We start from the raw sequence: 20,753 nt of genomic DNA, 5'->3' as shown, positions 1-20,753 counted from the left end.
CCTCACGGCAGTTCCGGCAGCAGTGCCAGCCACGCGCCGACCTCCTCACCGAGCGGTCCGGGCTTCATCCGCGGATGGAGGTCGGCGATCGGTCCGAGGAGGTTCTTCAGCCGTCGCAGCGCGCGGATCTCGGGCATCGAGCGCGCCCGCCAGTCCCGCGCCGAGGACCGCGCCTCGGACAGCGCCATCCCCGCCTCCTCCAGAAAGGTCCGGGCGGCGCGCTGGGGATCGAGGAGCCGGACGCCGGGCGTCAGGTCCCCGGGGCGCAGCCGCAGCAGCAGCGACGTGAGGTTCAGCCGGCGGACGAGGCATTCGTCGTGCGGAACCGCCCCCGATGCCTCGGCCCGGTCCAGGAGAAGGTCGACCGCGATCGCGTAGTCGCGGACGTCCGTTCCGTCGCGCGTCTCGGCGTGCGCGACCGCGCGCCGCGTGAGCGTCCAGATCAGGGCCAGCCAGTCGTTCGTGAGGGAGCTCGGCTCGTGCGGCGATCCGGCGACCGCGATCCGTTCCCCGGATCCGAGCCGCCCGGTCAGTTCCCAGGGTTCGAGATCGTTCAGTTCGCGCATGCCCAGAGCCATGGTCATCAGAATTCCACCCCGAACTTCCGGAACGCCTCTTTGCCGATCTCCAGGCTTTCGATCGACGGCTGGAAGTGACCGCTGTGGTTGGTGATGTCGAGTCCGAAGTACTGGCCGCGCGAACCGGCGATGCTCGCCTCTCCCGCCGCGCGCACCGGCGCCCCTCCGCTGAGGACCGTGTGCGAGATCTCCTGGCCCTGGGCGAACTTCGGCATGGCGACGAGGCGACCATCCTCCAGCACAGCCCATTTCAGCTGCTCGCCGCTCTGGACGAGCTCGTCGAAGCCTTGGGTCCCGGGGGAGACGGGGCGTACACCGAGGCGTTCGGCGGTGGCCAGCTCCTCGTCGAGATTCCCCATCCGGTTGGGGAACAGTTCGCTCCTGCCGCCCCCGCCGCCCGGGCTCCTCGAATCCGACAGCATGCGGTTGAGGTCGGAGCCGAACTCGGACCCGCCGTGCATCACCATGCCGAACCCGATGCCCGCGATACCGACACCGGCGGCCGCGCCGCCCGCACCGGCGGCGCACGACCCCGCCGTCACCGGCGCCCCGACGCCGGTGGCGAGCAGGGGCACGCTCAGGCCGCAGGCCGCCATGCCGCCCGCGATCAACAGGCCGCCACCCACCACGGCGGCGCCGCCCAGCAGGCCCTCCCCGACGTCGGTGGCGAGTTCCAGGGTGTCCAGGGCGATCTCGCCGACGTCCGCCAGGAAGTCGAAGAAGTCGTGTCCGTCGATCTCCACGTTGCTGACGGGGTTGCCGCCCGCGAGGGCGTAGCGGTTCGCCGTCCACGGATCGGTGGTCAGGCGGAGGTCGGACAGGGCTCCGTTGTACATGTCCCGGGAGAGGAACTGGTTCAGCTCCGGACGGTAGTCGCGGAAGCCCATGTCGTACGTCCCGGTGCGCGCGTCCCACCGTTTGGCGTTGTACCGGTGGGCGTTGTACGGCTCCTTGTCGGGTCGTGTCGGGTCCGGGCGGTCGACGCCCGTGAAGGACTTCTCGTCGTTCTGCCCGTAGGCCGTGTAACCGTAGGTGGCCTTCGTGTCGCCGGATTCGTCGGTGAGTGTCTCGACGTCACCGCGCGGTCCGTAGCCGAAGTACGTCGTCTCCTGCTCGGTGCCGCCCTCGGTCCTCGGCTTCGTCTGGGAGAGGCGCTCGCCGCCCGGCCCGTACTCGTAGCGGGTGCGCTTGGTGCCGTCGACCTCCTCCGACAACAGCCGGTCGGTCAGCCCGACGTAGTGGGAGACGGTCGTCTTCCCCCTCGCCTTGGTGGTGACGCGCCGGTCCAGTGGGTCGTAGGTGTACTCCGTCCGGGACGTCTGCAGGCCGACGCCGGTGGGAGCGTAGTGCCGGACCAGCCGGTCGAAGCCGTCGTACGTGTACTTCTCGGTCTCGTGACCGGCCTGCGTCACCCGGCTCAGGCGGCCGAACGGGTCGTAGTGGTACGAGGCCGTGGCGCCGTCCGCGCTCGCCGAGACCAGCCGGTCGCGGTCGTAGCGGAAGGTGGTGGTTCGGCGGTCGATCGTCCGGTGCACCACGTTGCCGCGGGCGTCGTGGCGGTACTCCTCGGTGCGTTCCCCGTCGTCCCCGGTCTTGACGACCTTCTCGATCCGGCTGCGCGGGTCGTAGTCGAACGTCGAGGTGACGTCGCGGTACGCGCCGTGGTCGTCGGCGTCCATGGTGCGTGCGGCGTCGCGGCGGCGATGGCCGTCGGGGGTGTACTCGAGCTCGTGGCGTGCGACGAGCGCGCCGCCGGACTTTTCCTCCTCGATCAGCCGGGGGAGGCCGTCGAGGTGGTACGTGTGCCGCAGCACGTTGCCGTTGTCCTTGACCTGCCGGCCCAGCCGCCCGAGGAGGTCCCAGGCGAAGGTTGTCGTGGTGGTGCTGCCCCCGCCGGGCTCGGGCGTGGTGACGGCGGTGCGGAGCAGGCCTCGTTCGTCATACGCGAACGTCGACTCCTCCGCGTCGTACGTCCGCCGGGTCGGGTTGCCGTTGGGGTCGTAGCGGTACGTGGTGGTGTGGCGAGGCTCCGAATCGCTTGGGGAGGCGTACTCGCCGACGGTCGTGGGGCGGCCCAGTTCGTCGTGGGCGACGGCGTACTTCACGATCCCCGGTCCGGGCCCGGAGTCGTGCATGGCGACGAGGTTGCCGTCCGGGTCGTAGTCGTAGCGGAACGCCTTCCGGTCCTTCTCGACACCGGGGTTGTCACGGACGAGCCGGACGGCGTCGGCCAGCACGGCGTCGTCGGGTGCGTCCGCGAGGGTGACGCGCCGGAGCTTCCCCTCGTCGAAGGCCCAGCGGCCCAGCGATGCCCAGGTCCCCGCAGCCTGCTTCTGGTCCACCGTCACCGTGGCCGTGCCGCCCTGGTGTTCGACGGTGTACGTGGCGCGTGCCGCCGTCGCGCCGACGGGCACATGGGCGAACACCTCGTACGAACCGGCGGTCGGGATGAGGGCGTTCCAGACGAAGGCGGCGTGGCCCGCGCCCGGCTCGTGGCGTACGAAGCGGTTGCCCCAGCCCCCGGTGGCCTGCGGGTCCCAGCCCCCGGTGGCGGTCGTGCGGCCGAGATCGGCGTCGTCGACGAGGACCGTGTCCGACCCGACCGGCGCGCCCTGATCCCGACGGCTCAGGATGCGTCCGTCGGCCGCGTACTGCCAGTGCATCTCCCGGAAGGAGCCGCCGTCCCCGGTGAGCCTGCGGCTCGTCTGGTGGCCCACCGGGTCGTAGTCGTACTCCGTCCGGACCTGCCACGGGTCGGTGCTCGTCCGGACCCAGCCGTTGTCGAAGTGGGTGAAGACGGTCTCCTCGAGGGACGGGCCGCCCTGCGGCGCTGGTGCGCCCGTCCGGACGAGACGGCCGACCGGGTCGTACGCGTAGGTCAGGACGTCCGGGCGGTCGACCCGGGGGTGCGACGGGTCGTAGGGCAGGCGACGCTCCGCCAGACGGCCGAGGGCATCGAACACCGAGACCTCGGCGAGGCTCTCTTTGTCCTCCGCGACGGCCCGGGGCGAGTAGACCTTCGTACGGTTGCCGGCTTCGTCGTAGACGTAGCGGGTCGTGCGGTGCTCGACGGAGCCGTCGGCTGCGCGCCGGTGCGGCACCTTGACCTCGACGGGGGCGCCGAGGGCGTCGAGCGTTGCGACGGTCTCGTTGCCGAGCGCGTCGATGGTGCGTACGACGTGGCCGTCCCGGTCATGGACCTGCCGCCAGGTGGCCCCTGCCGCGTCGGTGACGGCGACGACCCGGCGGGCGAGGTCGTAGGAGGTGCGGGTGGTCGGCGCGTGCGGCTCCTCCAGGGTGTTGGTGCGCGGGTCCCACTGGGCGACGGTGTTGCCGACGCTGTCGTAACGGAAGGTGGTCCGGCCCCCCAGCGCGTCGCGCTGCTCGACGACCTGGTGGAGTTCGTCGTAGGTGATGCGGGTGGTGAAGTCGTCGGGGCCGGGGGTGAGGGCACCCTTCGGCGAGGTGCTGCGGACCAGGTTGCCGACCGGGTCGTACGCGTAGGTGGTGAGCCTTTCGGGATCCTCCGTCCGGTCCTTGGGCTCCCGCGCGGAGACCATGAGGTCCCCGGAGTCGTACTCCAGGGTGGTGACGGCGCCGCTCGCCGAGGTGGAACGGAGCACGTTGTCGTTGCGGTCGTAGACGGGGGGAGGGGTTACTGCGTAACGGCCGGCTTCCCGGTCGACGGGCTGCCGGGTCTCCAGCGGGCGGCCGCGGACGTCGTAGCCGTAGGTGTTCGTGCTCCCGGCCGCGTCCGTGACGGAGAGGACGTTGCCGACCGCGTCGTACCGGAACGATGTGGTGTGGCCGAGGGCGTCGATGATGCGCCGCGGCGAGCCCGTCGGGTCGTGGTCGGCGAACCTGGTGCTGCTGCGGCGTGCGTCCACGCTCTCCAGCAGCCGGCCCGCCGCGTCGTACACGTTGCGCGCGGTGCAGCGGTCCGGTTTCCCGCCCTCCGCGTTGCAGCGCGGGTCGGTAATCCGGACGAGGTTGCCCGCGGCGTCGTGGCCGAACGTCCAGCGCCGGCCCTCCGGAGTCACCTTCTCGACCAGGTCGGCGACATGGCCGCCGAGCGCGGTGCGGTAGCTGAGGCCGGTCGAGGACTTGTCGCCGGCGTTGGCGACGGGATCGGTGATGGTCAGCGGGTAGCCGGTGGCGTGGTCGTACGTCCACGTCGTGCGTGCGCCGTTGGGCTCGCGCTGTTCGACGACGTTGTGGTCGGTGTCCCAGCCGAGCCGAGTGATGCCGCCCTTGGCGTCGCGGGCGCGCAACGGTCGTCCGAATCCGTCCACGGTGTAGGCGGTCGGGTGCCCGGCGGCGTCGGTGACGGTCATGGTTCCGGCAGTGCTCGCCGGGGAGACAGCCCGGCCGTCCTGTTTCGTGGCCTCCCAGGCGAATCGGGACGTGCTGCCGCGTCGGTCGGCGACGCCGCGCACTCGGGCGGGGGCGGCGGACGGTTGCGTGTAGGCGAGCTCCGTGGGATGGCCGAGCGGGTCCGACACCTGCCGCAGGAGGGGCCCGGCGCCGTCTCGATGGGTGAGGTAGGCGAGGGTCAGGGAGCGTTCCGCGCCGGTGCCCGCGGCGTCGGTGACGCGGGCCAGGCGCCCCTGCGCGTCGTAGAGGAACTCGACGCGGCGGCCGGAGACGTCGACGACCGCGCGGAGGCGGCCGACGTGCGGACTCCCATCCGCCACACGGCCCGTGCGTACAGAACGCGCCCCCGCGGGGAGAAAGTCGTACGCGTCGCCGGCCCGAAGGTGATCGAGTGTCAGCACCACGCGTCCGGAGGCGTCCCGGACCTGGTGCAGCGTGCGGTCCCGACCGGTGCCGTACGCGAACCGAAGGGTGTTGCCGTTGCGGTCGACGATCGCGGTGGGCCGTCCGTCCACGGCGTAGAAGAACTGGGTGCGGTCGGGGCGGGTGAACGACCAGGCCCGGGCCCGGTCCTTGCTGCCGGTGGGCTGGAGGTGGAGGTGGACGCCCGGCGGGTGCGCGTAGTCCCAGACGGCCGGATCTTTGCTGCCGTGGCGGTCGAGCCGGAATACGTGTCCGGTACCGTCGCCGTCGACGAGCCGGACCGTCGAGGGCAGAGCCGCCGCGGCGCGTTCGGCCCGTCCGAAGGCCAGCGGAGTGCCGAGCCGGCTCAGACCGGCGGCCGCGACCGACCAACCGGGTCCGGCCGCTGTGCTGCCCCGGGCGTCGAGGCTGTTGTACGTCACCCGGAGGAACGCCGCCGGTCCGAGAGACGGATGGGCGAAGACGTTCCAGCCGAGCACGGCGTTTCCGGTCGCCGCCTCGACCATGAGGGCGGCGCCCGCTCCGACCGGTACCTGGGTGTACTGACGGAACTTCTCCAGGCCGAGCGCGTCCGACGCGCCGGAGCGCGGGGACGGGCCCACGCCGGCGGGCGTTCGCGCAGGCGGGTGGTACGCGGCCTCGCGGTGCGGAACGGGAACGTCGGAGGGAACGAGCCGTCCCCGGTGCTGGCCCGGCTCGGGCTGCCAGCGCTTCGACCACGTCGACCGCATCGGAGAGGCGGAAGCACCGGCGTGGCCGACGCCAGCCTCCGCGACGGGCGCGAGCAGGCTCAGCACGAACGCGACGACGCAGGCGATCCGGAACCGGGACATGGGTGCGCGCTCCTTCGACATACGGACTGGGGTTCGTATGGACGGCAGGAGTGATCACAGTAGGTGATGGATTGTTGCGCTGAGTGACGGCACGCTGAAGGGCTTCCGAGGGGCGGAGGCCGTTCTCTCCCGATGAGAGCGCCTCCTGTCACCCGTCCGATGGTCGTCGCGCCCCCTGTTGACGGCGGGTAGGCCGCGCGAAGCCACCCCTTGGGAGTGACGGACAGCGTATGGTCCGGATCTTGGTGAGGGGCGCGGCGGTGTAGGGGTGCCGACCGGCGCTTGTGCATGGAGGATGGTCCCGTCCCCTCGGACGCCTGGCCGAACCGCTCGGCCACCTCCGGCGCCCCTGCCGCACGCCGTACGCCACCGCTACACCGTCGACCAGGCCCGCACCATCGCCACCGCGCTGGACGCCGCCGGGGCCGCCATCGAGATCGCCCACGGCGACGGCCTGGCCGGCTCCAGCATCACCTACGGCGTCGGCGCCCACACCGACTGGGAGTGGATCGAAGCCGTCTGCGACAGCGTCCACCACGCGCGGTGCCCACCACGCTGCTCCTGCCCGGCATCGGCACCCTGCACGACCTGCGGCAGGCCCGCGCCCTCGGCATCCGCTCCGTCCGCGTCGCCACCCACTGCACCGAGGCCGACATCTCCGCCCAGCACATCGCGGCCGCCCGCGACCTGGGCATGGACGTGGCCGGGTTCCTGATGATGTCCCACATGGCCGAACCCGCCGAACTGGCCCGCCAGGCCCAGCTGATGGAGTCCTACGGAGCCGGATGCGTCTACGTCACCGACTCCGGCGGCCGCCTGGCCATGGACGGCGTCCGTGATCGCGTCCGCGCCTACCGCGACGTCCTCGAACCGGACACCGGGATCGGCATGCACGCCCACCACAACCTCGGCCTGGGCGTCGCCAACTCCGTCGTCGCCGTGGAGAACGGCGTCACCCGCGTCGACGCCTCCCTCGCCGGCCAGGGCGCCGGAGCCGGGAACTGCCCGCTGGAGGCGCTCATGGCAGTCGCCGACCTGATGGGCTGGGAGCACGGCTGCGACCTGTTCCCCCTGATGGACGCCGCCGACGACGTCGTACGCCCCCTGCAGGACCGCGAGGTCCACGTCGACCGCGAGACCCTCACCCTCGGCTACGCGGGCGTGTACTCCAGCTTCCTGCGCCACGCAGAGGCCGCCGCCCGCCGGCACGGCCTCGACACCCGCGCGATCCTCGTCGAGGTCGGCCGGCGCAAGATGGTCGGCGGCCAGGAGGACATGATCACGGACATCGCCCTCGACCTCGCGGCGGCCGGCTCCGCCGGCTGACCGGGAGAGACCGGCGCCGATCACCTGTGGCCGTTCGGTGGAGTCGGCGTCACCGATGCCAGGGACGGACTCGGCAGGACGCCTGTCTTGCGTTGAGCTGGAGAGCGGCGATGTCGGAACCCGACCGAGCTGTTCCTCAGCCGCCGGAGAGCCTGTTCAAGGTCGTTCCTGACTGCCCCGGAAGCCTCTGAAAGCCTGGAGTGCCAGGGTGATGCCATCGTTGGTTTGTACCCTGCAGTCCTTGACAGGCTCGCCGGTCTCGCACGCGACCTGCTCGACCGCACCGGTCCACAGGTCCTGCACCGGTGCTGCGGCCTCGCCAGCGAGGATGGCGACAGCGAACCATGCAGCGACACGGTCCTGGAAGTCAAAGCCTCCAGCTCCGGCACTACCACCCGCGTCCGAGCGTGCTGACGAGTTCTCGTTAACGGGCCACTCCTCGATCTGTTCCCCCGGAGTGTCGACTCTGGCTTCGCCGCCAGGCGATCTACCCAGTGCCGGAGTCGAAGGCCGGCAGATCGATGGACCCAACCGTGGGCAAGTGATCTGAGTCAGAGGTTCGCCGCCTACTGCCGACGAATCTCTGACTCAGATCACCAGCAGCTGGGCGGTGCAGCCGGATTCGCCGCGATCGTGTCGGCGTGCGCGACCGCCGCGGTCCCCGGCGAACTCGCCCCCGGTACGAGCGCCGCCTTCCTGGCCCCCGGGACTCACGACCGGTCGCGGCGCATACGGCCATCGCGATCTCGGCCACCTCGCCGAGATCCTCCTGGCCCGCCCTGCCGGAGGTGCTCAGAAGAACCCGAGCTGCTTCTGCGAGTAGCTGACCAGCAGATTCTTGGTGTGATGGTGGTACGTGAACCGCGCGCCACGTGACCAGGGGAAGAGCAGTCAGGCGGGCCCGGGCCAGGTGCTCGGTCCGGGACCGGCCCGGATCTCGGTCACCGTGAGCCGAAGCCCGAGGACCGGAGGCTACTGTCCAGCGGCTGCGCCTCCACACGGTCGCTGCCTTCCCCTTCTCCTCGCCGTCCCGGACAAGCTCTCGCCCCGGAGCCAGCCGATCGGCCGGAAAAAGGTGCATGCTGGGCACGAGCAACGATCGAGTTCCTGCCTGGAGGTCGAAAGAGTGAACGGCGGCGAGGGGAGACGACGCGTGCCCGGCCGCGCCTCGGCCGGTAAGAGCGCTCCGGCGCACGGCCCGGCCGGTGCCCGCAGGCGGCTCGCCCGGAGCGGCGGCGAGGTCCCCCTCGACCGGCTCACCACACGCGGTCGGCTCGCCTGGTTGAACTCCGCCGGTTCCAGGATCGGCACCACCCTCGACCTGGAACGCACTGCCCAGGAGCTGGCCGAGTTCACCGTGCCACGCTTCGCCGACGGCGCCGCTGTCGACATCCTGGAGAGCGTCCTGCGGGGCGAGGAGGGCGCACGGTGGACGGGTGCGGGCGCCCCGATCATGCGGGCCACCGCGCTGTGCGCCGTCGAGGAGCTGGCGTCCCTCGAGCCGACCCCGGTAGGCGAGACCACTGCTCGCGCCGAGGAGGCGCACGAGACGCTGCTCCACCGCTACTGCCTGCGACAGGGCAGGCCGGTGCTGGTGAGCCGCATGAGGAGAGACGACTTCCTCAAGGTCGCACCGACGGAGAGCGCCGCGGCGAAGATGCGAGCCGCCGGAGTGCACAGCTACCTCGCCGTCCCGCTGATCGCCCGCGGGCTACTGCTCGGCAGCGCGGACTTCGTCCGCGGCCCCGGAGCACCACCGTTCTCCTCCACCGACCTCGCACTGGCGGAACAACTGGCCTCCCAGGCCGCTGTTTACATTGACAACGCCCGGCTGTACGGACGCGAGCGTGAGCACGTCGTCTCGTTGCAACGCGCTTTGCTGCCGCGCGTGACCCCAGTGACGCCCGGGCTGCGCGTACAGGCGGAGTACGCGCCCTCGACGGCCCACCACGGCGTGGGCGGGGACTGGTACGACGTCATGGCCCTGCCCGGCGGACGTACGGCCCTCATGGTGGGCGACGTCATGGGCCACGGGTTGCCCGCGGCCGCCACCATGGGGCGTCTGCGGACGGTGGCGCGCACGCTGATGACCCTGGACATGGCCCCGGAGCGCGTTCTCGCCCGGCTGGACCTCGCCACCCGTGACCTGGAGGACGAGCAGGTCGCCACCTTCCTCTGCGCCGTGTTCGACCCGGCCGACTCCACGTACACGCTGGCCAGTGCCGGACACCTGCCGCCGCTGCTCCTCGACGGACAGGGCTCCGCCGAGTTCGTGGACGTACCGGTCGGCGCTCCGCTCGGTGCGGGAGTCATCCCGTACGACCCGATCCGTCTGAAAGTACCGAGTGGCGGCAAGCTGGTCATGTACACGGACGGTTTCGTCAAGTCCCGCCACACGGACATCGACCACCAGCTGGACTGTCTGCGCTCTGCGGCGCGCGGCCTGGCCCCCGAGGTACTCGAAGGCGGCGGCTTGATCGGGTGCGCTCCTGCCGACGCCGCCCGCTTCGACGAGGCCGTGCTCCTCGTCGCGACGGCCGTCTCGGAAGGCCCGGCCGATGTGCGCGAGTGGCAGTTGCCGCAAGAAGGGCGAGCGGCGTCTGTGGCCCGGAGTCTGGTCACGGACCAGCTTGCCGCATGGGATCTGACCGAGCTCGGCGACGTCTTCGAACTCGTCGTCTCCGAACTCGTCGGCAACGCCCTGCGCTACGGCAACGGCCCAGGCAGACTCCGGCTGCTGCGTGGCGACCGCCTCGTCGTGGAGGTCTCGGACACAGGCCCCGACCTGCCCCAGATCCAGCACGCGGATCTCAGCGACGAGGGCGGCCGAGGCCTCCAGCTCATCAACATGCTGTGCCGCCGATGGGGCTCCTGCCGCACCGTGAACGGCAAGGTGGTCTGGGCGGAACAGAATCTTCCCTCCTGAGTACGGACACCGGGGCCGGCGCGACGAGAGCGACGCCGCTCGTCGGCCACCGGATGCAGCAGCCGCACCGGGTGGCGCACCGCACGATCTGGCGCAGACCTCCACGGGAATCGACCCTCACTGAGGCGGCCGCAGCCTCGCCGGACCGCTGCTCACGTCCTTCGAACCCTCCGGCAGCCCGTCGGGTCCCACCCCGTTGCCGGCGGCAGCCGCGTGCAACACCCGCAGGGCGACCAGGAGCACGCCGATGTCGTCCAAGTAGACCGGGTCCGGGATCAGGTCGATCGGTGAGACCGTGTAGACCACCGACGCCCAGAAAAGGGCCTTGGACTGCAACGGGACACCGGCGTCCAGCAGCAACCTCCGAGTCCGGAAGACGCGGATGAGCAGAACGACCGTGAATCCCGCCACCACGAGCACGAGAACGACGGCCACGATGAGCCAGAGGGGGCTGTCCATACTGCTCTCCTGCCCGGTGACGTCCAGGCCGCGCCGGTCGTCCGCGGCGGTTACAAGGCTACGACGCAGGCCCCGCCGGCCGGTCTCATCGGCCACGGCGGCCGATCTCGGCCGCTGCCGAAGCCGCCCGGTGTCCGGGTCGCAACAGGAGCGTCACGGACGGTGCCATCGAGCCGGGAGCACCCGACTCGAGCGGCAGGACCGGCCAACGTACCTATCTGGCGAATGACCAGGTCAAGAGCACTCTCTGTCCTCTCGCAGAACCCGAGCTTCTTCGGGTAGCACGAGACGAGGAGGCTCCTGGTCCAGTCGAGTGTCGCCGCAGCCGGAGACCGTGCAGGCGGACGCCCGTGACGGCGGGAGGCGAAGACAGGTCGGGGCAACCGCGGATTCCTGATGCACAGCCGGGCTGCGGCTGGATGCTCAGCTGGACGAGATCGGGAAAAGCTGCGGCAACTGGCCACGGCCAAGGACCGGCTGCAGGGCCTGTTGGACGCGGTGCTGGCCTTGAGCAGGGAGGACGATCTGCCGGCGGTGCTGCACCGCGTCGTCGCCACCGCCATGGACCTGACTGGTGCCCGCTACGGGGCGCTGGGCGTCCTGGACGAGTCCGGTCAGGAGCTGGAGCAGTTCATCACCGTCGGCCTGTCCGATTCCGAGCGCGCCGACCTGGCCAGGACCGACTTGCCGCACGGGCGCGGGGTTCTCGGGCACCTGATCCGCAACCCACAGCCGCTGCGGGTCGACGACATCGCCTCGCACCCCGCATCCGTCGGCTTCCCGCCCGGCCACCCGCCGATGCGCACGCTGCTGGGGGTCGCCATCAGCGTGCGGGGCACGATCTACGGCGACCTGTACCTGTCCGAGCGCGGTGACGGGCGACCCTTCGACCACGAGGACGAGGACGTCATCGTCACCCTGGCCGGCGCCGCCGGCATCGCGATCGAGAACATCCGCCTGCTCGAGCAGGTCCGTGGCAGCGCCGAGCACTTTCAACGCCTGCTGCTGCCCACCCTGCCCGACCTGCATCCCTTCACCGGCGCCGCCGCCTACCGCCCCGCCACCGCCCCCGGCCATCTCGGCGGCGACTGGTACGACGCCATCTGGCTGCCCGACAACGCCTGCGCTGTGGTCATCGGCGACGTCGTCGGCCACGACCTGCACGCGGCCGCCGCCATGGCACAGGTCCGCAGCATGCTCCGTGCCCTGCTCTACGACCGGCTCAGGCCGCCCAGCGCCATCCTCCACCAGCTCGACCGCACCCTGCACGCCATCACCGACCTGCCCGTCACCACCGCCTGTCTCGCGCGCATCGAACCCGCGCAGAACGGCTGGATGCTGCAACCCGCGCAGAACGGCTGGATGCTGCACTGGAGCACTGCCGGCCACCTTCCCCCACTCCTGATCACCCCGGACGGGAAGGCGCGGTACCTCCACGCCGAGCCCGGCCTGCCGCTGGCCGTGAGCATGGAACTGCATCGCCCCGACCACACCCATGCCTTGCCGCCAGGAGCCACCGTGGTCTTCTACACCGACGGACCCACCGAGCACCGAGCACGCACTGTCGACGACGACCTGGACCGACTCGCCGAACTCGCCATCGCCTACATCGGCCTGCCCCTGCAGGACTTCGTCGACGCTCTCGCCGACCACCACCCCAGCGACGGCCACGACGACATGGCGATCCTCGCCCTCCGCGCCCCACCGCATTCGGAAGGCACGGGCGTCTGAACGCCGCGGACAGCCCATCACCTTCCGGGGCCTCGCCCAGACCGCTGATGTCTCGCTCGACTTCCTCAACCGGCGCACCGAGATCCGCCGGCGCGTCGAGCAGCCGAGGTCCCAGCAGCGAAACCGCCCGCCACGACCGGCCAGGCAGCCGCCCGACGACTCGCCCAGCGGTCTCGTGCGCACCCTCACCGCCCAGCTTGCTGAACTCAAGCGGCGGCCCCGTGACTAGGTGTACTGATCACGAGCGTTGTCAACGCTGCCTGGTCTTGATCATGGCGAAGACCTCCGGTGTGGTGGAGGTGTCTAGCCTCACCGCACACGGAGGTCTTCGCGTCCCACCGTCATGCCCGGCTGACCATTCACGGCAGGCGGTTGCTGGTCGAACGTGTCCTGTCCGGCCGACCGGTCGCGCACGTGGCCGCGGAGATGGGCATATCCCGTCCCCCGGCTCATAAACGGGTCCGCCGCCGGCGGGCCGAGGGCGACGCGGGCCCGCACGATCGTTCCAGCCGGCCTCACCCACTCCCGCACCGGTTTCCCGTCGCCCTCGAGGCTCGGGTCTGCCCGGCGAGCTGGTCCACGTCGACATCAAGAAGCTCGGCAACATCCCCGCCGGCGGCGGCCGGCGAGCCGTCGGCAGGACCGTCGGCGACCGCAGTCGTCAGGCCACCACGACCGAGCGCAAGAGCCGCATGCCGGTGATCGGCTACAGCTACATCCACTCGGCCGTCGACGATCACTGGGATCCCTGGCTGGCCGCGACCTGATGACCTACGGCGAGACTGATCGGGCCGAGTTCCGCATCACAGCCCCCGGCGCGGTCGCCGCGGCGATGCCGGCTCGGACGAGTGGGCCGTGGTGGCTCAGCGCATCGCCGTGTAAACGGACGGCTGCCTGCCAGTCTCGTCGGACAAGCCCACAACATCGACCGCGAAGTCGTGGGACACCTCGACCCGTGGTTCAGGACCGAGCCCACCGCGGGTTCTGGCCGGCCGGGGCACGCGGCCCGACAGCGGTCGGGTCAGGGAGGAGTCTCCCATCCTGCTCACCGAGGCGTGCCGCGGTCGCGGGGATTCGGCGGGGCCTTCGGGCAGCCGCCGAGCCCTCACAGATCCACGAAGGCACGTTCGCCGGGGGCGACCAGCCGGGACAGGAACATGCCGATGCCCGCCGAGCCGGTCGCGTAGTCGTGGGCGATTCGGTTCAGCCAACGGCCAGGGAACGCGATCCCGCCCTCCTCCTCGACCCGGAACCACAGGACGGTCCTGGCGATGGCACAGGCCCTGTCCCGATACTCCTCATCGCCGGTGCAGCGATACATGTCCAGCATGAACTCGCCGATCCCCGCGAGGCCTTCGAACAGACCGGGCGCGTAGGAATACGTGACGAAGGTGTCGTCAGCCACCCGCCGGGCGAGCTCGCCGTACCGCTCGTCGCCGAGCAGCCGGTGGAACCGGACCAGCACACTGCCGACCCCCGCGCCTCCGTGGATCCAGTACGGGTACACCACGGGGTCGCCCTCGACCCGCTGCCACTGCAGGCCGAGGCCGCTCTCGCTCGCACGGCCCAGGTCGAACTCCAGACCCCGTACGGCGTACGAACGGAAGCGCTCGTCGCCCGTCGCCAGGTACAGGTGGAGGAGGAAGAGGGCGATGCCGCTCGCCCCGTAGCCGTACCCGTAATGGACGAGACCGTCGAGAGAGGACCGCCACGAGCAGGTGTCGCCCTCGTGCTCGGCCGTTCCGAGGAGGTGCTCGCCCGCCTGCACGGCACGGTCGAGATGGAGCTGCTGCCCGGTCCGCGCGTGGAAGCGCAGCGAGGCGAGCCCCCATCCGGCGACGCCGAGGAACACACTCGGATCGTCGTACAGCAGGGAAGAGGAGCGCAGCAGGGTCATCACGGCCTCGCCCCGCTCCTCCCAGCCCAGGTCGTGGAAGGCCCATGCGATGCCGGCCAAGCCGACGTACAACCCTGGCGGATAGGTGTCGTTGTCCAGCGGCCGCCCCAGCATCCAGGCGGCCACCTCGGGCGGCAGCCCGGCCGCCGGCGCCGCCCGGCCGAGCATTCTCGAACCGAGCAGCAGCGCGGGCCCGCAGGCGCCGTAGGCCACGCTCAGGGGGTTGGTCGCGAAGACCATGTAGTCGGCGGGCCAGAGGCGATCGCTGCGCCGCTCGTCGAAGGTACGGAGCAGCAGGTCGGCGATCCCGTCGACGGTGCGCCGGACCTCCGCGTCAGGACGGGCCGGGACACCGTCCCCGGACCCACGCCTTTCCGTCACCAGAGGCGTCATGGCGTCATCCGTCCTTCCAGTCGGCCAGGACTCTCTTCGCCTCGTCGACCCGGGCGGCGGCCAGGCACGACACGACGGACCTCACCTGCGTGGGGACGCCGAGGGCGACGAGCTCGTCGAGGAAGAGGTCCTTCGCCCCGGGGTTGAGGCCGAAGAACGCGGTGGCGGGCACGACGGTGCTGTAGAGCAGCATGGCCGCGGCGTACCAGTCGTCGCAGGGGAGGAGCCGGCTGCGCGAGGAGCGGTCCGGGTGAAGGAAGCCGGGCGTGCCCCAGCGGGTCCCGTAGGACAGCATCACCGCCTCGTCGTCCTCGTGGACAGCGCTCTCGAAGTCGATGAACCGCATCCGAAGCGTGTCGGCGTCGATCAGGACGTTGTTCGGCGAGAGGTCGCCGAGGACCACACCGCGGGCGTGCACCTCTTCGATCATGGGGATCAGGCGGCCGGCGACCTCCTGGAACAGGGGCACGAACCGGTCCACTCTTCCCTCCCGTCGGATGTACGGGGCGAGGATGACCTCGTCGCGCGCCCAGAAGTCGTGGAACGCGACACCCTCCAGCCGTTCCTCCACCAGGAACGTGTGCTCCCATTCCCGGAACAGGTCCACCGCCCGGGGGACGGAATCCAAGCCCTCCAGTCGGCGCAGTACCTCGTACTCGTGGCGCAGCATGTCGACCGCGTCGACCGTGCGGTCTCCGCTCGTCCAGCAGTTGGTGAGCCGCCGGGCCTCCTTCACGACGACCGGATCCCCGGTGAGCCGGTCGGTGCCGTGATAGACGCCACCGACGTTGGAGAAGGCGAGGGCGCCCTCGACGAGATAGCGATCGTGGAGGAGTGTGCCGTCGGAGTCGACGTCGGACTCCGTGCCGGACCCCGCTGCCTCGGACGCCGGTCGCTCAGCCGGCTCCTCGGCGAAGGGGTCGCGGACCCAGGGCGGCAGCCGGAAGAGGGGCAGCCGTTCGTCGGCCACGTACGAGCCGTCAGGCGCCACCAGAAACGTGCTCTGCGTGCCGTCGATGTTGAGTCGCCGTGGTGGCCGGAAGCCCCCGTAACGATAGAAGAGCACCCTGCTGTCCCGGTAGCGCCGGTCGGAGAGGATGTACGGCCCCTCGACGGCTTCGTCGGCCGTGCACTGGTACAGGGTCTCGATCAGCTCGGCGAAGACGTGCTCGTCGGGCGGGTACAGCGTCATGAACTTGCCGGAGAAACCGCGTTGCTGTGTCTTCGAGTTGAGTACGGCCAGCATCACCGGGTCGGCGGCGGCCTTGAATTCGACGCGGTACGACACGCACACAGGGACCACGAGTTCGAACAGGCGGACGGCGTGCTCGGGGGCGGAGGAGACATGGATCTTGAAGCCCTGGGTGGGCGGCGGAGCCGACCGCCCCGTGGATCCCGGCGCCCTCCGCGCGTGCAGCCAGACGTCCCCACGCTCCAGAACCCAGGCGTCCGGCAGCAGCCGGCGGAGCACGTCGCGGTACTCGGGGGTGATGGCCCTGCGGGACAGCGGCTCGTAATGCCGGGGGTCGGCGAGGCCGAAGAGGTGGTGGGCAGCCAGGGCCGCCTGGCGGTCCACGGGTACTCATCCGCCGGGGCCCCGCGAGGGGCCCCGGCCGGCTTGCGATCCTTCCGCGGTCACATCTGCACCGTTCCGCCGCCAGGGCTGCATGCCACGCTGTACGTGCTGCAGCCGATCGACTGCGTGCTGTGGAAACCGGCGACGGCGGGGGTGGCAGCACCCCCTTCTGGCTGCATCCCCTGCAGCCTCAACACACGGTCGACGTCGGCGGAGGCCCGTTCAAGGCTCGCCTTGACCTCGTTCAGCGAGGCGGACCTCGCCTTGCCCTGCTTGGCCATGAGTTCCTCCTGTCTCCTGACGGACGTGCTGCCAGGAAACGGCCGGCCATCGTGCGCTGCCAGCCCGCAAGGTCTCCACCGTCCTTTCCTGACGGCTTCTGCACCGGGCCCGACCTGCGAGGACTCCGCTGTGCGGCCCCCCAGCGGACCTGGGCCGAACGGGTTATCGGTCCGGGCTCTTCGCCACTCGAGGGAGACCCCACGGGAGCCGTTCGCACCAAGGACGAGGGACGCTGAGCCGCGCCAGGGAGCTCGGCTTGGGGGTCCGGAAGAACCCAGCCCCTTTCGGCACGTCGGGTGATCACGTGCACGGAGAGACGACGCGGCGCCCTCTTCCGCAGTCTCTGCTGCAGTGCGTGTGTCCGCCAGTGGTCGTCGGCGGAGAAACCGCAGCAACCACCGTCAGTAGCTGTCGTAGCTCGGTTGGCCGGTCGGCCGGTAGACACCGACCACGGTGCCGCCCTTCGTCGTCGAGACGCTGACCGGCTCCAGCGCCGTGGGGATCGCGCCATCGGCGAACAGCCGCTTGCCTGTGCCGATGATCACCGGGTGGATGGTCAGCCTGTACTCGTCGACCAGGCCGTGCCGCATGAGGGTCTGGGCGAGGTCGCCGCTGCCGACAACGTTGATGTTGCCGCCGTCGGACGCCTTCAGCGCCCGTACGGCATCGACGGTGTCGCCCTCCAGGAGTGCGGAGTTCTGCCACTGGACGGACGTCAGGGTCCGGGACGCCACGTACTTGTGCATGCTGTTCATCCGCTCGGTGAACGGGTTTTCAGGATCGGCCGTCGGCCAGTACGACGCGAAGATCTCGTACGTCTTGCGCCCGAGCAACATCGCGTCGGAGCGCTCGTACCAATCGGCGATCGCCGCGCCGACCTCGTCGTCGTCCACCGGCTTCTGCCAGCCGCCGTGCTGGAAGCCGCTCTCCGGGTCCTCGTCCGGACCGCCCGGTGCCTGCATGACGCCGTCGAGCGTCAGGAACGTGCAGACGATGATCTTGCGCATGGTGTGCTCCCTTCGTCTACGGGTAGACCGCACAACCGCCGGAAACTCATCGCGCCACTTCCCCGGCACAGCACAACGGGGTCGCACCGCGACATCGGATCCGGTATCCGTGCGACATCGACCGTGACATTCGGGCACGACATCCGAGACCCTGCAACTCGTGGGTACGCCCTCGCGGCGTCGTGCGCCGTCACTGTGACCTGGACGTTCCTCGTGGATCCCGCGCCCCGTCGCCCGCCGGCCCGGAACAGCGCCTCGATCAGCACCACGGCCTCGACGCGGGGGCACGCGTCGCAGATGCGCAGTTCGAGCGTGCGCAGGTGGGCGGAGGGGCGGGCGTCGTAGGAGAGCGTTCCACAGTCGCCGATGACGCCGGTGGCGATCAGTTCGTCGACCGCGGTCCGCAGGTGGGCCGGCGCTGCCAGATCATGCTGCGCCGGCTCGCGTGACCCGTGTCGGCTCCGAGCCGGTACGGAGAGCTCGCGGACAGCGCCGGAAGAGGCGGAAGCCCGGGGTTGATCACGCAGAGCGCCCGTACGGCGCTGTCCCGGTCGGGGACGTCCACCTGCATCTGGGCGCCGCAGATCAGCTGCTCGTCGGAGAATGACCGGTATGTCTCGCTCATGGCGTGGTACCGGGGGTCATCGGTCGTCGGTACGGATCCGAGTCGTGCGAGGGGAGCCACCCCCGCAAGGCCCAGAGCCATCCCCGGTCCGGGTGCACGCCACGGGCCTCCAGCCGCGCTCCGTCCGACAGAAGTGTCGGCGACGCCATGGTCGGGGGCGAGCCCTTCGTGATCCAGGGCGGAGCCGCGGCCACGTACTGCGAGAAGCAGATCTCGTCGCCCTGCCCCGGGATCCAGGCCGCTGGGCACCAGGGCATGGAGGGGCGTGGCAACTCTGACAGCACCCGCGTCGGGTTCACCCTCCTCACCTTCCCCACGGCTGGGGAGGCCGGTAAGGCTGCATGGAAGATCAAGGAGATGCCTCCCGCGCTGTTGTGCGTTCGTGACCGGCTCCTGGCAGGTTCAGCCGGCCCCCGGCGAACGGGATGACCCACAGCTGGGCATGGCTCGCGGCGTGTTCCTGCATTGCCGTCGGTTCGGTACGGACCCCAGCGGTCCCAGGCAAGGCCAAGGACGTGTCGCCTGAATGATGGGGCTCTGGTCACGCTGATCGGCCGGAAATCCCACTCCCGCAGGCCACACCACGCCCTAGACTGCGACCGCTCCAAGACCTGGAGATCATCGGGAGGGCGTGCAAGATGAGACGAGCACTGATCAGTGCATTCGCGGCCGCGGCGTTAGTGGTGTCCGGGGGAAGTGTCGCCACCGCTTCCGACAGCGCTCCGCCGCGCACCACGCACGGTCCTTGCCAGTACAGCCAGACCCCGGACGAGCCGCCGGCGCGCCGTGTCCCGCTGCCGCCCGACCCACGGCGCACCCCTGATCGTGGCGCGGTCGACCTGGCTGTTCCGACCAGTCAGGGCCCGCTACCGCTGCGCTTGGACCGGGCCAAGGCGCCGTGCACGGTCCAGAGTTTCCTGCACCTGACACGGCACGGTTTCTACGACCGTACGGTGTGCCACCGCCTGACGGCGTACCCGACGCTGAAGGTCCTGCAGTGCGGCGACCCGACCGGCACCGGTGAGGGCGGGCCCGGGTACAAGTACAAGGACGAACTGCCGGTGGACCTGCCGCCCGCAGCCACCGACCCCACGGGCACGCGACGGCTCTACGGACGCGGCCTGCTGGCGATGGCCAACGCCGGCCCGAACACGAACGGCTCACAGTTCTTCGTCGTCTACGGCGACTCCGCACTGCGACCGAACTACACGGTGTTCGGCACGGTCGGCCCCGCCGGTCTGGCGACACTCGACAAGGTCGCCGCAGGAGGCATAGAGCCGACCGCGGAGAACCCGGCACCGGTCGACGGCACACCCGCACTGCGGACCGAGCTGCTCCACGTCCGGCTGTCCTGCCGGCACTGACGTACCGCGATGTCGCCGCGTCCACGACGAACATGCCTGGCGGCGTGCGGGGTCGGCCTGCGGCGACACTCGAAGGCCCAGTGAGTCCCCTGGCTCCTCCGTGGTCCGCAAAGGGCCACACCTGCGTTTCCTTTGTCCCGCGTATCGGTTGTAGGCCGCGAACACCGTGGACGGCGGACAGGTCCGGTCCCCCCGCATCGGAGCCGGAGCGGCCACCAGGCGGGCGCCGAGGTCGCGGCGAGCGGCCTCGGTGTCCGGGTGGGCGTCGTCGAAGCCCGTCCAGTTGACATCACGATCGGCGTCCTCGGACATCGCCAGGTTCAGCGGCTCGTCCGGACGGCCCGGCCACTCGTCCGTCTCGTCCAGCACCGTCTCCAGGAGGGCAGGAGTTCTTCGTGTGCTGGTGGTACACGGGCCCGGATCTTGGTCGGTCTCGTCCCTGGCCCCGAAGAGCGACCGCCATGCGGGAGCAGTTCGCACCGAAAGCCGATGGACGCTGAGCCCCGCCCCCCCTGATGCCCAAGATGAACCGTGAGTTGTGATCCCTGCACCCCCGCTCGCCCGGGGGACCACTCGTCCCAGGGTCCGGCTGGGCAGAATGAGGGACCTGCACACCCGTCGGCCTTGCGGGTGAGCAGGTAGATGCAGGACGTGCGGGCCGGGCGGGACGCCGGGCGTCCGACGTGAACGACGCCGTGCTGACGGCTCTCGTCGCCGCGGGGGCCGCAATCGGCGGCGGATCGCTGACGGGGGTGTTCGCCCTCGCTGCCGCCAAAAGGCAGGCAGCGGCCGCGTGGGCGGCGGGGGAGCGGCAGGCCGCTGCCGCCTGGGAGGCCGGCCGACAACAGACGGCTGCCGCCTGGGACGCGGGTCAGCTCCAGGCCACGGCCCAGCTCGACGTGTCCCGCCGGACGCTCACGGAACAGGCTGCCGGCTCAGGACCGTGCATCTCCAACGCC

The 20,753-nt window shown here is 70.7% G+C and carries 11 protein-coding genes and 3 pseudogenes; 6 read left to right on the top strand and 8 right to left on the bottom strand.

Going from position 1 to position 20,753, the window contains the following annotated elements; all coding sequences use genetic code 11:
• Positions 1-2: 2 nt before the first annotated feature.
• Both ACWGN5_RS10670 and ACWGN5_RS10665 read right to left on the bottom strand, forming a co-directional pair.
• Positions 3-584 (bottom strand): hypothetical protein, encoded by a 582-nt coding sequence (locus ACWGN5_RS10670; protein ID WP_453513340.1) that lies wholly within the window; start codon positions 582-584, stop codon positions 3-5.
• Positions 584-6,208, bottom strand: a complete 5,625-nt coding sequence (locus tag ACWGN5_RS10665) for a golvesin C-terminal-like domain-containing protein (protein ID WP_453513339.1) — start codon at positions 6,206-6,208, stop codon at positions 584-586. The genes ACWGN5_RS10670 and ACWGN5_RS10665 overlap by 1 nt, the downstream gene beginning before the upstream one ends.
• Before the next feature lie 295 nt (positions 6,209-6,503).
• Here ACWGN5_RS10665 and dmpG point away from each other — a divergent pair.
• Both dmpG and ACWGN5_RS10655 read left to right on the top strand, forming a co-directional pair.
• A pseudogene (gene dmpG / locus ACWGN5_RS10660) lies at positions 6,504-7,534 on the top strand (4-hydroxy-2-oxovalerate aldolase).
• A gap of 1,126 nt (positions 7,535-8,660) precedes the next feature.
• Positions 8,661-10,460, top strand: coding sequence for an ATP-binding SpoIIE family protein phosphatase (locus ACWGN5_RS10655; protein WP_453513337.1), 1,800 nt, complete (start codon positions 8,661-8,663; stop codon positions 10,458-10,460).
• A 117-nt stretch (positions 10,461-10,577) separates the two neighbouring features.
• Here ACWGN5_RS10655 and ACWGN5_RS10650 read toward each other — a convergent pair whose 3' ends face one another.
• Positions 10,578-10,919 carry a YkvA family protein gene (locus ACWGN5_RS10650; protein WP_453513334.1) on the bottom strand — a complete coding sequence of 114 codons (342 nt, stop codon included), beginning with the start codon at positions 10,917-10,919 and terminating at the stop codon, positions 10,578-10,580.
• Between the two features lie 498 nt (positions 10,920-11,417).
• Between ACWGN5_RS10650 and ACWGN5_RS10645 the strand changes: the two genes are divergently transcribed.
• The 3 genes and pseudogenes from ACWGN5_RS10645 to ACWGN5_RS10635 all read left to right on the top strand — a co-directional run.
• A complete protein-coding gene (locus tag ACWGN5_RS10645; protein WP_453513332.1) occupies positions 11,418-12,650 on the top strand; it encodes a PP2C family protein-serine/threonine phosphatase in 1,233 nt (410 codons plus the stop codon).
• A gap of 288 nt (positions 12,651-12,938) precedes the next feature.
• Positions 12,939-13,121, top strand: a pseudogene (locus ACWGN5_RS10640) (hypothetical protein); the annotation flags it as partial.
• Between the two features lie 92 nt (positions 13,122-13,213).
• Positions 13,214-13,390: pseudogene (locus ACWGN5_RS10635) on the top strand (IS481 family transposase); the annotation flags it as partial.
• A gap of 365 nt (positions 13,391-13,755) precedes the next feature.
• Here ACWGN5_RS10635 and ACWGN5_RS10630 read toward each other — a convergent pair.
• From ACWGN5_RS10630 to ACWGN5_RS10610, 5 genes are all read right to left on the bottom strand, one after another.
• On the bottom strand, positions 13,756-14,940 hold the full coding sequence (locus ACWGN5_RS10630) for a lanthionine synthetase C family protein (protein WP_453513330.1): 1,185 nt from the start codon (positions 14,938-14,940) through the stop codon (positions 13,756-13,758).
• A 4-nt stretch (positions 14,941-14,944) separates the two neighbouring features.
• Positions 14,945-16,516, bottom strand: a complete 1,572-nt coding sequence (locus ACWGN5_RS10625) for a class III lanthionine synthetase LanKC N-terminal domain-containing protein (RefSeq protein WP_453513329.1) — start codon at positions 16,514-16,516, stop codon at positions 14,945-14,947.
• A 59-nt stretch (positions 16,517-16,575) separates the two neighbouring features.
• Entirely contained in the window at positions 16,576-16,797 is a 222-nt protein-coding gene (locus ACWGN5_RS10620) for a hypothetical protein (protein WP_453513326.1), read from the bottom strand.
• A gap of 402 nt (positions 16,798-17,199) precedes the next feature.
• A complete protein-coding gene (locus tag ACWGN5_RS10615) occupies positions 17,200-17,805 on the bottom strand; it encodes a dihydrofolate reductase family protein (protein WP_453513325.1) in 606 nt (201 codons plus the stop codon).
• A 382-nt stretch (positions 17,806-18,187) separates the two neighbouring features.
• Entirely contained in the window at positions 18,188-18,511 is a 324-nt protein-coding gene (locus tag ACWGN5_RS10610; protein ID WP_453513324.1) for a glutamate-cysteine ligase family protein, read from the bottom strand.
• Positions 18,512-19,068: 557 nt separating this feature from the next.
• Here ACWGN5_RS10610 and ACWGN5_RS10605 point away from each other — a divergent pair.
• The gene (locus ACWGN5_RS10605; RefSeq protein ID WP_453513322.1) at positions 19,069-19,794 is read left to right on the top strand and encodes a peptidylprolyl isomerase; all 726 of its coding nucleotides are present in this window, start codon (positions 19,069-19,071) and stop codon (positions 19,792-19,794) included.
• Positions 19,795-20,753: the final 959 nt, after the last annotated feature.

Source organism: Streptomyces sp. NPDC055815, from assembly GCF_053616475.1.
Note: the sequence above shows the minus strand (reverse complement) of the source record. Positions and strands in the feature narration are given on the sequence as shown.

Bases quoted from the DNA above. Each gene is read 5' to 3' on its own strand.
- ACWGN5_RS10670 (WP_453513340.1), bottom strand. From the start codon at position 584: ATGACCATGGCTCTGGGCATGCGCGAACTGAACGATCTCGAACCCTGG.
- ACWGN5_RS10665 (WP_453513339.1), bottom strand. From the start codon at position 6,208: ATGTCCCGGTTCCGGATCGCCTGCGTCGTCGCGTTCGTGCTGAGCCTG.
- ACWGN5_RS10615 (WP_453513325.1), bottom strand. From the start codon at position 17,805: ATGCGCAAGATCATCGTCTGCACGTTCCTGACGCTCGACGGCGTCATG.
- ACWGN5_RS10605 (WP_453513322.1), top strand. From the start codon at position 19,069: ATGAGACGAGCACTGATCAGTGCATTCGCGGCCGCGGCGTTAGTGGTG.
- ACWGN5_RS10620 (WP_453513326.1), bottom strand. From the start codon at position 16,797: ATGGCCAAGCAGGGCAAGGCGAGGTCCGCCTCGCTGAACGAGGTCAAG.
- ACWGN5_RS10610 (WP_453513324.1), bottom strand. From the start codon at position 18,511: ATGGCTCTGGGCCTTGCGGGGGTGGCTCCCCTCGCACGACTCGGATCC.
- ACWGN5_RS10650 (WP_453513334.1), bottom strand. From the start codon at position 10,919: ATGGACAGCCCCCTCTGGCTCATCGTGGCCGTCGTTCTCGTGCTCGTG.
- ACWGN5_RS10630 (WP_453513330.1), bottom strand. From the start codon at position 14,940: ATGACGCCTCTGGTGACGGAAAGGCGTGGGTCCGGGGACGGTGTCCCG.